This is a genomic window from Delftia sp. K82 (genome assembly GCF_002193035.1).
Taxonomy (GTDB): Bacteria; Pseudomonadota; Gammaproteobacteria; order Burkholderiales; family Burkholderiaceae_C; genus Comamonas; species Comamonas acidovorans.
Window position 1 is genome coordinate 236,751 of the sequence record NZ_MYFL01000003.1, and the last position, 12,715, is coordinate 249,465.

Below are 12,715 nucleotides of genomic sequence, written 5' to 3' on the forward strand. Positions count from 1 at the left end.
CGAATGTACCATGCTGCACTGCGCCATCCGACACGCCCCCATGCGCAGAATCCACAATTTCCTGCGGGCCAAGCAGCATGCCAGGAACTGTGCAATGCATTGATATGTCAGGGAAAAGACGGTTTCCCGACATTTCTTTCAGGCGCCACAGCTCTTTTGTCTTATAGAGGATCTGCAGACGGCGCTGCCCGCTGTTTGTAACAGGCGCATGTCAGCAGGCCCTTGATCGCCACCGCCAACCGTTTTGCGACAACGGGCGCAGGGGGACCCGGTTTCGGTGAGAATCCGCAGCTGGAACGCGGCAATGGTGCCGCAGCGGCTCCAGGAGGGCCGCGCAGCAGGAGAAATACAGCGATGGCAAAAGTCTTTATCGATGGCGAAGCAGGCACGACAGGGCTGCAGATCCGTGAGCGTCTGGTCGATCTGTCCGGCGTGGAGCTGGTCAGCATTGCCCCCGAGCTGCGAAAGGATCCTGCCGCCAAGCGTGCGCTGATCGCCGGCGTGGACTTGGTCATCCTGTGCCTGCATGACGATGCCGCGCGCGAGACCGTGGCCATGGTCGATTCCATTGAGGCCGAGACCGGCCGTGCCATCAAGATCATCGATGCATCCACGGCCCACCGCGTGGCGCCCGACTGGGTGTATGGCTTTCCGGAGCTGCGTGCCGGCCAGCTTGAGGCGGTCAAGACTGCCAAGCGCGTGTCCAACCCCGGCTGCTATGCGACGGGAGCCATCGCGCTGCTGCACCCGCTGGTTGCCGCGGGCCTCATCCCCGCCGACCATGGCCTGAGCCTGCCCTCGGTGTCCGGCTATTCGGGCGGCGGCCGCAGCATGATCGAAGCCTATGAGGCCGGCACGGCCGCGCCTTACGAGGCCTACGCGCTGGGCCTGACGCACAAGCACATTCCCGAGATCCTGCAATACACCGGCCTGACGCGCCGCCCGGTGTTCATTCCCGCCGTGGGCAATTTCCGCCAGGGCATGCTGGTGCAGCTGCCGCTGCATCTGGACCTGCTGCCGGGCGCGCCCAAGGCGGCCGACCTGTACGATGCGCTGGCCTCCCACTACGCGGCCACCAACACGCCGGAGCAATGGGTGTCGGTGCTGCCGCCCACCGAGGACATGAAGCTGGCCGCCGACACGCTGACCGACACCAACAAGCTGGAGCTGCGCGTGTTCGCCAATGAGCAGTACCGCCAGGCCGTGCTGATCGCCCGTCTGGACAACCTGGGCAAGGGCGCCAGCGGCGCCGCCGTTCAGAACCTGCAGATCATGCTGGGCCTGTGAGCCCGGCCACGCCTCCGTCCGCGTCCCTGCCGGGCCGGCGCAGTCCGGTCTGGGGCCATGTCCTGGCCCTGGCCGTGCTGTGCCTGCTGGTCGTTGTGTTTGCCTGGAAGCTGCGGCCTGCATTGCCGTCTTCATCGCGCCTGCTGCTGAGTCCGCTGCTGGGCAATATGGAAGCCTGTCTGGTGCAGGACGGGCTGCGCGAGGACTTTCCCAAGGAATTTCAGCAGATACCCGCCAGTTGCCTGGGTCCGCAGGGCTCGGCCGCAGAAATGGTGAAAGCCACGCTGCAGCGCCTGGGCCGGCCCCAGGGTGAACTGGACCTGGGCTATACGCTCAGCGTGCCGCTGCTGCGCTATGTGCAGTGGAATGGCCAGGCCTGGGAAGTCCGGGGCGAGGCGCTGGACCGCGTGGTGCGCACGGTGGCGCAGGCGCACCGGCCCGTGGTGCTGTATCTGTTCGCCACGCATTTCGAGGTGCACTCCAAGGCCGAGGAGCGCCTGGCCGCCGATCCCGCCAATCTTGCGTGGACACCCAAGGGGCCGCTACCGCTGGACAGCTATCTGGGCGCGCGCATCTTCCCGTGGTCGGTCGCGCGGCAGGACAACGAAGTCACGCGCGTGCGCAAACTGGTCGTCGATGCCCTGGCCGAGCGGATGTGCGCCGCAGGCGATGCCGCCATGCACCAGCTGCGCGCCCTCACCGTGCTGGGCGAGACGCACCAGCTGTTTCCGGGGTTCGAGGCCGGCATGGGGTTCGCGGCCGAAGGCTATGCGGTCACCGACTACAGCCCGGCCTCCGTGGCGGGCTTCCATGCATTCCTGCGCCAGCGCTATGGCGACATCGCGCGGCTCAATGCCCATCTGAAGTCCGGCTTTGCCAGCTTCGACGCGGTCGAGCCGCCGTCGCGCAACATCCGCAGCGAGCCGCTGCAGAACTTCTTCCAGCACATCGACAGCTATGCAGCCGGCACCGTGCCCGTGTCCGGCTGGGTCCACTCGCCCGATGCGAAGCTGCAAAAGCAGCTGGCCGTGGCCGTCTTCGTGGACGGGCGTCCTTACTCGCACGCCCCCGTGCACATGCACCGCCAGGACGTGGCACAGGCCAAGCCTGGGTTCCTCACGCCCGATGTGGGCTGGCGTGCCGACATCCGCTATCCGGCGCTGGGCGAGGGCCTGCACCGCATCGACGTGGTGCTGCAGGCCGGTGGACGCAGCCTGGGCCTGCTGGCCACTCGCCAGATCGCCGTGATGGACCGCAACCAAGGCGAGCCCAGGCCCCATGCCGCCGAGGCCTTGCCCGACTTCGGCAAGCTGCCGGACGGCGTGGAATTCTGGGTGGACAGCCCGCAGGACCGGCTGGCGCTGTTCTACAACCCGCTGGTCACGGACTGGAACGATTTCCGCGAGCAGCAGGTGGCCGACTACATCCAGGGCTTTTCCGAGCACATCGGCCACGGCTGCCTGGGCCGGGTTCCTCGCTTTGCCCACCAGCTCAACCCCCATGCGAATCCGAGCTGGGATGCCAACCGCTATGCCGTGGAGCGCAGCCTGCAGCGCATGCCGGGGCTGTCCCTGGGTGTCAGCCTGTACGGCGAAGATACCTACGGCCCGCTGGTCGGCCAGATGCTGCGCCGCTATGGCCACACGGCCTATGGCGTGACGGAGTTCCATCCGCTGGTGGCCCTGTCGCCACAGCGGCTGGAGAAAGTGCTGACCATGCACCGCCGCCAGGGCGCGCGCTTCCTGTCCTTCTTCATGGAAGCCCGGCCCGAGGATGCGACGGGCACGCAGTCCAGCAACGAGTTCTCGTTCGATGCGGACAACACCGCGCATGGCTCGGATGCGCTGTACCACTCGCTGCGCCAGCTGCTGCAACCGCACTGATCTGCCGCGCGCAGCCATCGACGTGTCTTCCCTGCAGAACAACTCGCCCGTGGCCGCCGGCCGGGCCACCGCCATCGGACTGCTGGCCGTGGTGTGCTGGAGCTGCACCGTGGGCCTGATGCGCTCGGTGGCCGAGCCGCTGGGCGCCGTGGGCGGTGCCGCCATGCTCTATACGGTCAGCGCCCTGTGCGTGGCAGCCGTGCGCGGCCTGCCCAGGCCCTCGCAGTGGCGGGCCATGCATCCGGCCTACTTCTGGGGCTGTGGCCTGCTGTTTGCGGTCTACGAGATCTGCCTGTCGCTGGCGATTGGCCTGGCGCAGGACCGCGCCCAGGCGCTGGAGCTGGGGCTGATCAATTACCTGTGGCCCAGCCTGACCATCGTTTTGGCCGTGCTGCTGCGCCAGCAGCATGCGCGCTGGTGGCTGTGGCCCGGCGTGCTGCTGTGCCTGTGGGGGCTGACGCGCGTGCTGGGCGGTGATTCCCTGCAACTGCGGGGCATGGCGGACCACATGCTGTCCAACCCGCTGGCGTATGGACTGGCTTTTGGCGCGGCCCTGCTGTGGCCCTGCTATTCGCTGGCTGCGCGGCGCTGGGGCGGTGGTCACAATGCTGTGGGCCTTTTCCTGATATGGACTGCGCTGGCGTTGTGGATCAAATGGCTGTGGCTGGGCGGCGAAGGCGGCATGCAATGGTCGGGCACCCTGGTGCTGCAATTGCTGGCCGTGGGCGGGCTCACCGCCCTGGGCTACAGCTGCTGGGAGCACGGCATACAGCACGGGCATCTGGCCGTGATGGCTGCCGCCTCGTACTTCACGCCCGTGTTCTCTGCCTTGCTGGCCAGTGCCTGGCTGCAGGTGCAGCCGGGCTGGGGCTTTTGGCAGGGCGTGGTGCTGGTGACCGTGGGGTCGCTGGTGTGCTGGGGTGCGACCCGGCGCGCAGACTAGCCTTCGTCCTCTGCTCCTGCGTCCCAGTCTTCGCTGCGCCCCCGCAGCACCTTGCTCGCAATTTCTCCTCCAAAACCGCGCGCAGCCAGGAAACGCATCTGCTTGAGTCGTTCCTGCGGTGTGGCCGGTGGTGCGCCGAAGCGCTGGCGCCATACGGCAAGGGCGCGCTGCAGTTCGGTGGCGCGCAGTTGCTCTGCGGCGGCGCGCACCAGGCCGTCGTCCAGCCCCTTGTTGCGCAACTCCTGCACCACGCGTGCCGTGCCAAAGCGCGCGGCCTTGCGGTGCAGCACGGACTCGGCCACGCGCTGGGCACTGATGAAGCCGCGCTGCTCCAGCGCGTCGAGCATGGCGCCCAGGTCTTCGCCTTCCTCCACATGGGGGGCGAGCTTGCGTTCCAGCTCCAGCCGTGAATGTTCGCGCTGGCCCAGCAGCTTGAGCGCCCGGCCCTTGAGCGACAGCTTGGCGAATCCCATGCGGCAATGTCTCCTGAATCGTCCCGAATAAAAAAGGCCCCCACGCTCCCCTTGCTGCGCAAGGTCCGCTGCCCCCCAAGGGGGCCGCTTTTTTGCCTTGGGGCGTCCCGGCGATAAAAAAGGCGCAGACGTGAGCCTGCGCCAAGATGGCAAACACAGTGTGTGCAGGCGCGGCAGCGCCTGCAGTGAGGGGTCAGGCCGCTCAGGCTTCGATCACGCCGTCCTTGTCGGCCTTGGCCTTGCCCGCCTTGGCGGCCTTGGCTTCGGGGGCATCGCCACCGGCCGTGGGCAGCAGGGCAATGCCCAGGCTGTCGCGCACCTTGTTCTCGATCTCCACGGCCAGGCCGCTGTTCTCGCGCAGGAATTCGCGGGCGTTGTCGCGGCCCTGGCCGATCTTCTCGCCGTTGTAGGCATACCAGGCGCCCGACTTGTCGAGGATCTTGGCGTTGACGCCCATGTCCAGGATTTCACCTTCGCGCGAGATGCCTTCGCCGAAGAGGATGTCGAACTCGGCGGTCTTGAACGGAGGCGAGACCTTGTTCTTGACGACCTTGACCTTGGTCTCGTTGCCGATGGCCTCGTCGCCCTTCTTGATGGTGCCGGTGCGGCGGATGTCCAGGCGGACCGAGGCGTAGAACTTCAACGCATTGCCGCCCGTGGTGGTTTCGGGGCTGCCGAACATCACGCCGATCTTCATGCGGATCTGGTTGATGAAGATGACCATGCAGTTGGTCTTCTTGATGGTGGCTGTCAGCTTGCGCAGCGCCTGGCTCATCAGGCGGGCCTGCAGGCCGGGCAACTGGTCGCCCATCTCGCCTTCGATTTCGGCCCGGGGTGTGAGGGCGGCCACCGAGTCCACGACGATCATGTCCACGGCACCCGAGCGCACCAGGCTGTCCACGATTTCCAGGGCCTGCTCGCCGGTATCGGGCTGGCTGATCAGCACTTCGTTGAGGTTTACGCCCAGCTTCTGGGCGTAGCTGGTGTCCAGTGCGTGCTCGGCGTCGATGAAGGCGCAGGTGCCGCCCTGCTTTTGCATTTCGGCGATGACCTGCAGCGTCAGCGTGGTCTTGCCCGAGGATTCAGGGCCGTAGATCTCGATCACGCGGCCACGGGGCAGGCCGCCAACGCCCAGGGCGATGTCCAGGCCCAGCGAGCCGGTGGAGACGACTTGGATGTCCTGGATGGCTTCGCCTTCACCCAGGCGCATGATCGTGCCCTTGCCGAACTGCTTTTCGATCTGGGCGAGTGCGGCCTGCAGGGCCTTGGCTTTTTCACTGTTGGCGGTGGTGACGGCGGTGTTCATGCGGACTCCTGGGTTGGCTGGGGTTTCAGCTCTGTATTTGCATTCAGGCTGGATGCTTGAACAGTAGTTTATGGGCTTGTTGGTTTGTTTTGTGGGTGTTTTTAGTCAGTTTTCCTGACTTGTTGGATTTGCCTCCACAATGCATCCATGAGTGAGTTTTCCCCCGTCACGCCGCCCGCCGACGCCTGGCGCCAGACCCACCTGGGCCGCCTGCTCGGCCATGCCATGCGGCGGTTCGACGCGCGTGTGCTGCAGCTCATGGCGCGCGATGTGGAGGTGCCGCTGGCGCTGTCCAATCTTGCGGCGCGCGACAAGGTGGGTGCGGCCCACATCCACATCACGCGGCATCTGTCGCTGGCTGGCGACAGGCTCACCGACCTGGCCGAGCGCGCTGGCATGACCAAGCAGTCCATGGGCGACCTGGTGGCCCAGTGCGAGGCCTGGGGCCTGGTCACGCGCGAAAGCGACGAACGCGATGCGCGCGCACGCCGCATCCGCTTCACGCCTGCGGGCCTGGCTTGGCTGCAGGCCTTCCATGACGCCGTGTCCCAGGCCGAGGCCGAGTTCCGTGAGGAAGTCGGCGACGACATCGCCACCGTGGTGGCGCTGGGGCTGGAGGCCTATGCGGGCGGCGGCTCACTCGGGTAAGGTCCCTGCCCGTGGGGCGGGGCGCATCCTAGAATCCTAGGAATCAAAGACGCGCATTTCCAACATCCAGAGCGCGTCTGTATTTCAGGAGACAACCCCATGCGCATTCTGATTGCCGAAGACGACCAGGTCCTGGCCGATGGTCTGCTGCGCAGCCTGCGCGGCTCGGGCGCCGTGGTCAGCCATGTGGCCAACGGCAGCGAGGCCGATACCGCGCTGATGACCAGCAGCGAGTTCGACCTGCTCATCCTGGACCTGGGCCTGCCCAAGATGCACGGGCTCGAAGTGCTCAAGAAGCTGCGCGGCCGGGGCGATGCGCTGCCGGTGCTCATCCTCACGGCGGCCGACAGCGTGGAAGAGCGCGTGCAGGGGCTGGACTACGGCGCCGACGACTACATGGCCAAACCGTTTGCGCTGTCCGAGCTGGAGGCGCGTGTGCGCGCTCTCACGCGGCGCGGCATGGGTGGCGCCAGCAGCACCATCAAGCACGGCCCCCTTGTCTACGACCAGGCCGGCCGCGTGGCCACCATCGACGGCAAGATGGTCGAGCTGTCGGCGCGCGAGCTGGGCCTGCTGGAAGTGCTGCTGCAGCGTGCGGGCCGGCTGGTCAGCAAGGACCAGTTGGTCGAGCGCCTGTGCGAATGGGGCGACGAGGTCAGCAACAACGCCATCGAGGTCTATATCCACCGCCTGCGCAAGAAGATAGAGCGCGGCCCCATCCGCATCGCCACCGTGCGCGGCCTGGGCTACTGCCTTGAGAAGATCGCTTCCTGAGGCCGCTGCCCTGGCTGTCAGGCCCGGGTTGGCTTGCCTGCGCATAGTGGCGGATGCCACGGGGCCGTGAACCCGTCGTGAGGGCTGCCCGCCGATGAAAATCTTCCAGCGTGAACAGCGCTCACTGTTCGGCGAGATCCTTGACTGGATGCTCACGCCGCTGCTGCTGCTGTGGCCCGTGAGCCTGGCGCTGACCTGGCTGGTGGCCCAGGGCCTGGCCAACAAGCCGTTCGATCGCGCGCTGGAGTACAACGCCCAGGCGCTGGCGCAGCTGGTGATGGTGCAGCAGGGCAAGGTGCTGTTCAACCTGCCGCAATCGGCCAGCGAGATCCTGCGCGCCGACGAGTCGGACACCGTGTATTTCCAGGTGCTGGGCGTCAAGGGCGAGTACCTGGCCGGCGAGCGCGATCTGCCGCTGCCGCCCGAGTCCGACGATCCGCCATCTGGCGATCTATTGCCCGGCGGTGCACCGACCGGCGGGGCCGTGCAGCTGCGCGATGCGGAGTTTCGCGGCATTGACCTGCGCGTGGCCCATGTCTGGGTGCGCATGCCCCTGCCCGACGAGCCCCAGGCCCTGGTCCAGGTGGCCGAGACGCGCGAAAAGCGCAGCGTGCTGGCTACGGAAATCATCAAGGGCGTGATGCTGCCGCAGTTCGTCATCCTGCCCCTGGCCGCCTTGCTGGTGTGGCTGGCGCTGGCGCGCGGCATCAAGCCGCTGCACCGGCTGGAGGAGCGCATCCGCGCGCGCCGGCCCGAGGACCTCTCGCCCATCAACCACAAGGACGTGCCGCTGGAAGTCGTGCCGCTGGTGGACTCGGTCAACGACCTGCTGGGCCGGCTCGGTGATTCGCTGGCCACGCAAAAGCGCTTTCTGGCCGACGCGGCCCACCAGCTCAAGACACCGCTGGCCGGGCTGCGCATGCAGGCCGAACTGGCCCAGCGCGAGGGCGTGAGCACGGAGGAGTTGCGGCAGTCCCTGGCACAGATCGCGCGCTCCAGCATCCGCGCCACGCACACGGTGAACCAATTGCTGGCGCTGGCGCGCGCCGAGAGCGCCGGCGTGGGCCGCGGCCTGGCCATGCAGCCCTGCAACCTGGTGCGCATCGTCACCGACGTGGTGCGCGACTGCCTGCCGCGCGCCATGGACAAGCATGTGGACCTGGGATACGACGGCGCCGAGTCATCGGCCACGGGCGTCTGGCTGCAGGGCAACGCCACGCTGCTGACGGAGCTGGTGCGCAACCTCGTGGACAACGCCATCAACTACACGCCTTCCAGCAGCAGCCGGCCCGGCATGGTCACGGTGCGCGTGCTGGCCGACCCCTTCGGCCAGGTCCTGTTGCTGCAGGTGGAGGATTCGGGACCCGGCGTGCCCGAGGCCGAGCGCGAGCTGGTGTTCCAGCCGTTCTACCGCGTGCTGGGCTCGGAGGCCGATGGCTCGGGCCTGGGCCTGCCCATCGTGCTGGAGATCGCGCGCCAGCATGGAGCCCAGGTGGTGCTGGAAGATGCGCATCCTGGCCAGCAGCCGCCGGGTGCGCGTTTCAGCGTGCGCTTTAAGGCGCTGCGCTCGCCGCCGTCGCCCAAGCCTGCGGCGTAGGTGGCGGGGCTTCCCCGGCTGCCGCAGATTCCCCGGGAGCCACAGGCGCCACCGCGATCCGTCCCGGCGTCTGCGCGGCATGGTCCACCAGCCAGTTGCGGAAGATGCCCAGGGTGCCGTGGTTGGCGCGGTCGGCCGGATAGCACAGCCAGTAGCCCAGGGCGCTCTGGTAGCCGTGCTGGGGCAGGGGCTCGTTCACCAGGCCGGCCGCGATCTCGTCCTGCACCAGGCAGCGCGGCACCAGGGCGATGCCCATGCCGGCCATGACGGCGCGGATGATGGTCTGGAACTGGTCGAACTGCGGGCCCGCAAGGGGGCTGATGCCGTTGACGCCATGGGCCTCGCTCCAGCGCGCCCAGGCATCGGGAATGGTCACATGGCGCAGCCGGGTGCAGCGCGCCACGTCCTGGGGGGTGGTGATGCGTGCCTCGGGGCCCGCGCCGCGCGGCGGTGCGATCAGCGCCACCTGGCGGCCCACCAGATAGTGGGCATGCGCGCCATTCCAGTGCCCGTCGCCAAACAAAATTGCGCAGTCCAGCCCCGGACTGTCAAATTGGTAGCTGTGTACGTAGGGTACAAAGTGCAGCGTGATCTGTGGATAGCGCTGCTGAAACTGGGGCAGCCTGGGGATCAGCCACTTGGCCGCGAAAGTCGGCAGCGATGACAGGTGCAGCGCGCCTCGGCTGTCATCGCTGGTGATGAGTTCGAGAGTGGCTGCCTCCAGCTGGCCCAGCAGGGCGCGCACTGCGCGCTCATAGCGCTCGCCCGCGGGCGTCAGCCTCAAGCGCTTGCGCTCGCGTTCGAACAGCGGCACGCCCACCCATTTCTCCAGCTCCTGGATCTGCTTGCTGACTGCGCTTTGCGTCAGGTGCAAGGCTTCGGCCGCGCGCGAGACGCCCCCGAAGCGCACCACGGTGGAGAAAGCGCGCAGCAGATGCGTGGGCGGGTTGAGGCGGCGCAAACTCATGACAGGGATATGATGAAAGTATTCCTGTTTGGAATATTAACAGGCACAGTATTTGCTTTTTTTGTGAGCAGATTTCTTTTAATCTGAACTTGTTTGTAAGAAAGATCCTATGCAACGACGTCATTTCCTTGCTTCCATCGCCGCTTCTTCTGTCGTTCCTGGAATGTCCTTCGCCCAGGACACCTCCCGTCCCCTGCGCATCGTCGTTCCGTTCCCTGCTGGTGGCTCCACCGACATGGTCCCGCGCAACATGCAGGATGTGCTGCCCAAGCTGCTGGGCGGCCAGGCCGTGGTGATCGAAAACAAGGCCGGCGCTGGCGGCTCCATCGGCATGGCCGAAGTGGCGCGTGCCACCGACGGCGTGACCTTCGGCATCGCCACGCTGTCCACGCACGGCGTGAACCCCGCCGTGTTCAAGAAGCTGCCCTACGACGCCATCAACGACTTCGTCGGCGTGACCGAGATCGTCAAGGCGCCTGGCGTGATCGTGATCAACCCCAAGCTGGTGCCCGCCAACAACTTCGCCGAGTTCGTGAAGTACCTGAAGGCCAACCCCGGCAAGGTCAGCTTCGCAACACCCGGCAACGGCACCATCGGCCACATGTGGGGCGCCCAGTTCATGAAGAGCACGGGCACCGAGATGCAGCACATTCCCTACCGCGGTGCAGGCCCGGCCATCAACGACGTGCTCGGCGGCCAGGTTCCCGTGTACTTCGACCAGGTGGCTTCCTCGCTGCCCCACATCAAGGGCGGCAAGGTCAAGGCCCTGGCCGTGTCCTGGCATGAGCGCCTGGACGTCCTGCCCGACGTGCAGACCTACGCCGAAGCCGGCCATGCCGACCTGAACGATCCTTCGTGGTTCGGTCTCGTGGCCCCCAAGAGCACGCCGCCCGAGCAGATCGCCCGCGTGCAAAAGGCCATCGCGGCCGCGCTCAAGGACCCGGCCGTGCAAAAGCGCATGGCGGCCCAGGGTCTGTACATCTCCGGCACCAGCAGCGACGCTTTCACCAAGCAGATCGCCAGCGAAGTCGCCAAGATGAAGAAGATTGCCGCCACGGCCCAGATCCAGCTGGATTAAGGCTCCCCCTGAGGCGCTTCGCGCCTTCCCCCTCTCTCGCTTCGCGGGAGGGGGACCACGCCCTCGCTGCGGGACGGCCCTTGCTGGGCGTGCCTGATATGAGGCTGCGCCCTGTTCTTGGAGTGCGCCCGGCGAGTGGCGTCTGCACAACCGAGTAGACACATCTCATGCATCCCGTCCTGCGACTGATCAGTCAGAACTTCCTGCAATCCCTGCCCGGCGCGGCAGGCTCCGGCGCGGCCGATGCCGCGCCGCCCATGGTCACCAGCGCTGCCGGCGCCAGTGCCGTGGTGCTGGACTCGCCGCACAGCGGCACGGTCTACCCGGCGGACTTCGGCTCCTGCCTGCCGCTGGCCACGCTGCGCCAGGCCGAGGACACGCATGTGGAGAAGATCTACGCCTTTGCGCCGGGTCTGGGCGTGAGCTGGGTGGAGGCGCATTTCCCGCGCATCTACCTGGATGCCAACCGCGACACCACCGAGATCGACACCACCATGATCGAGGGCGAGTGGCCGCTGCCCGTCACCACCGACCAGGTCGTGCTGCAGAAGGTGCGCCTGGGCAAGGGCCTGATCTGGAAGTTCACCGATGAGGGCGTGCCCATCTATGACCGCCAGCTGCCCGCCGCTGAACTGCTGCAGCGCATCGAGCGCTGCTGGAAGCCCTACCACGCCGCCGTGGAGCGCGCCATCGACGGCGCCCATGCGCGCCATGGCTACAGCATCCATATCAACTGCCACTCCATGCCTTCCGTCGCAGCCAGCCACGCCACGCTGCACCCGGGCCTGGTCCATGCCGACTTCGTGATCGGCGACCGCGACGGCAGCACGGCCAGCCCGGCGCTGTCCGAGCGCATCTGCGCCTTCCTGCGCGAGCGCGGCTACAGCGTGGACTACAACCATCCCTACAAGGGCGTGGAGCTGGTGCGCCGCTACGGCAAGCCCGCCGAGCACCGCCACAGCATCCAGATCGAGATCAACCGCAAGCTCTACATGAACGAGCAGACCCTGGATCTCGACCAGGCCGGCTACCTGCGCCTGACCACCGACCTGAAGGTGCTGGTGGAGCAGCTGATGGCCACCGATCCGCGTACGCTCTGAAGCCCCTGCGTGTGAAATGCAAAAGGCCCGCGATCACAGGATCGCGGGCCTTTTTTCATCGTGCCCTGGCGGGGCTCAGCAGGGCCTGAACGGCTTGCCCTCGAAGGCCTTGCCGCCCATGGACTCGACCTGGCTGCGCAGCGCGGGCGTGGCCTGGGGCAGGCGCAGCGTGTAGAGGGTGATGTCGGGGCGCTCCTGCACCACGCGGGCCGTGCGCACGCCCTGGCGCGCAACGTTGGTCAACTCGCGCGTGGCCGCTTCCTCGGAGGAGAAGCGGCCCAGCGACAGGCCGGGCTCCAGCGCGCCGCCTGCTCGGTCGAAGTCGATCTTGCGTGCACGCAGTTCCGCGCGCTTGCGCTCCAGGAACTCGGCATCGGGGAATTTGCCCATGTAGACCATCCAGCGGCCCGGCTGGTGCGTGCTGCTCAGGTCCCACTGGTCGCTGGCGACCTGGGCGATCAGGCCGCGGCGCAGCGCCTCGGCATGGCGGTCTTCGATGCCCGTGGCCACCAGGCAGCTGGTGGGCGGGCCCGCGGCTTTCTCGGGGCGAGCCGGTGCAGCGGGTTCCTCGCCACTGGCAGGAGCCGCGGGTGCTGCGGGTGTGGCGGGGGGCGCCGGGGGGGGGGGGGGGGGGGGCGGGGGGGGGGGGGGGGGGGGGG

Annotated in this window: 12 protein-coding genes; 8 read left to right on the plus strand and 4 right to left on the minus strand. The window is 67.1% G+C overall.

From position 1 onward, the window contains the following. Positions 1–354: 354 nt before the first annotated feature. From argC to yddG, 3 genes are read left to right on the plus strand one after another with little or no spacing between them, the layout of a single operon-like run. A complete protein-coding gene (gene argC / locus KDK82_RS17925; RefSeq protein WP_088165797.1) occupies positions 355–1,287 on the plus strand; it encodes an N-acetyl-gamma-glutamyl-phosphate reductase in 933 nt (310 codons plus the stop codon). Then, on the plus strand, positions 1,284–3,170 hold the full coding sequence (locus tag KDK82_RS17930; protein ID WP_088165798.1) for a hypothetical protein: 1,887 nt from the start codon (positions 1,284–1,286) through the stop codon (positions 3,168–3,170). Before argC ends, KDK82_RS17930 begins: the two co-directional genes overlap by 4 nt. 22 nt (positions 3,171–3,192) lie before the next feature. Next, a complete protein-coding gene (yddG, locus tag KDK82_RS17935; protein WP_088166326.1) occupies positions 3,193–4,113 on the plus strand; it encodes an aromatic amino acid DMT transporter YddG in 921 nt (306 codons plus the stop codon). On the opposite strand, the gene recX is transcribed toward yddG, so the two are convergent. Further along, positions 4,110–4,586 carry a recombination regulator RecX gene (gene recX, locus KDK82_RS17940; protein ID WP_063327512.1) on the minus strand — a complete coding sequence of 159 codons (477 nt, stop codon included), beginning with the start codon at positions 4,584–4,586 and terminating at the stop codon, positions 4,110–4,112. The two genes, yddG and recX, sit on opposite strands and share 4 nt — an antisense overlap. A gap of 202 nt (positions 4,587–4,788) precedes the next feature. Beyond that, a complete protein-coding gene (gene recA, locus KDK82_RS17945) occupies positions 4,789–5,892 on the minus strand; it encodes a recombinase RecA (RefSeq protein ID WP_012202806.1) in 1,104 nt (367 codons plus the stop codon). 147 nt (positions 5,893–6,039) lie between these two features. On the opposite strand from recA, the gene KDK82_RS17950 reads away from it, so the two are divergent. The 3 genes from KDK82_RS17950 (at position 6,040) to KDK82_RS17960 (ending at position 8,911) form a co-directional block, all read left to right on the plus strand. Next, positions 6,040–6,540 carry a MarR family winged helix-turn-helix transcriptional regulator gene (locus KDK82_RS17950; protein ID WP_012202807.1) on the plus strand — a complete coding sequence of 167 codons (501 nt, stop codon included), beginning with the start codon at positions 6,040–6,042 and terminating at the stop codon, positions 6,538–6,540. Between the two features lie 99 nt (positions 6,541–6,639). Then, a complete protein-coding gene (locus KDK82_RS17955; protein WP_012202808.1) occupies positions 6,640–7,314 on the plus strand; it encodes a response regulator transcription factor in 675 nt (224 codons plus the stop codon). Positions 7,315–7,408: 94 nt separating this feature from the next. Then, positions 7,409–8,911 carry a sensor histidine kinase gene (locus tag KDK82_RS17960; protein ID WP_088165799.1) on the plus strand — a complete coding sequence of 501 codons (1,503 nt, stop codon included), beginning with the start codon at positions 7,409–7,411 and terminating at the stop codon, positions 8,909–8,911. Here KDK82_RS17960 and KDK82_RS17965 read toward each other — a convergent pair. Further along, on the minus strand, positions 8,868–9,878 hold the full coding sequence (locus KDK82_RS17965) for a LysR substrate-binding domain-containing protein (protein WP_034389800.1): 1,011 nt from the start codon (positions 9,876–9,878) through the stop codon (positions 8,868–8,870). The genes KDK82_RS17960 and KDK82_RS17965 overlap by 44 nt on opposite strands. Before the next feature lie 109 nt (positions 9,879–9,987). Between KDK82_RS17965 and KDK82_RS17970 the strand changes: the two genes are divergently transcribed. Both KDK82_RS17970 and KDK82_RS17975 read left to right on the plus strand, forming a co-directional pair. Then, the gene (locus tag KDK82_RS17970) at positions 9,988–10,956 is read left to right on the plus strand and encodes a tripartite tricarboxylate transporter substrate binding protein (RefSeq protein WP_012202811.1); all 969 of its coding nucleotides are present in this window, start codon (positions 9,988–9,990) and stop codon (positions 10,954–10,956) included. Positions 10,957–11,123: 167 nt separating this feature from the next. Then, positions 11,124–12,056 carry an N-formylglutamate amidohydrolase gene (locus KDK82_RS17975; protein ID WP_088165800.1) on the plus strand — a complete coding sequence of 311 codons (933 nt, stop codon included), beginning with the start codon at positions 11,124–11,126 and terminating at the stop codon, positions 12,054–12,056. 75 nt (positions 12,057–12,131) lie between these two features. On the opposite strand, the gene KDK82_RS17980 is transcribed toward KDK82_RS17975, so the two are convergent. After that, on the minus strand, positions 12,132–12,715 hold a 584-nt coding region (locus KDK82_RS17980; RefSeq protein WP_088165801.1), incomplete at its 5' end, for a sporulation protein.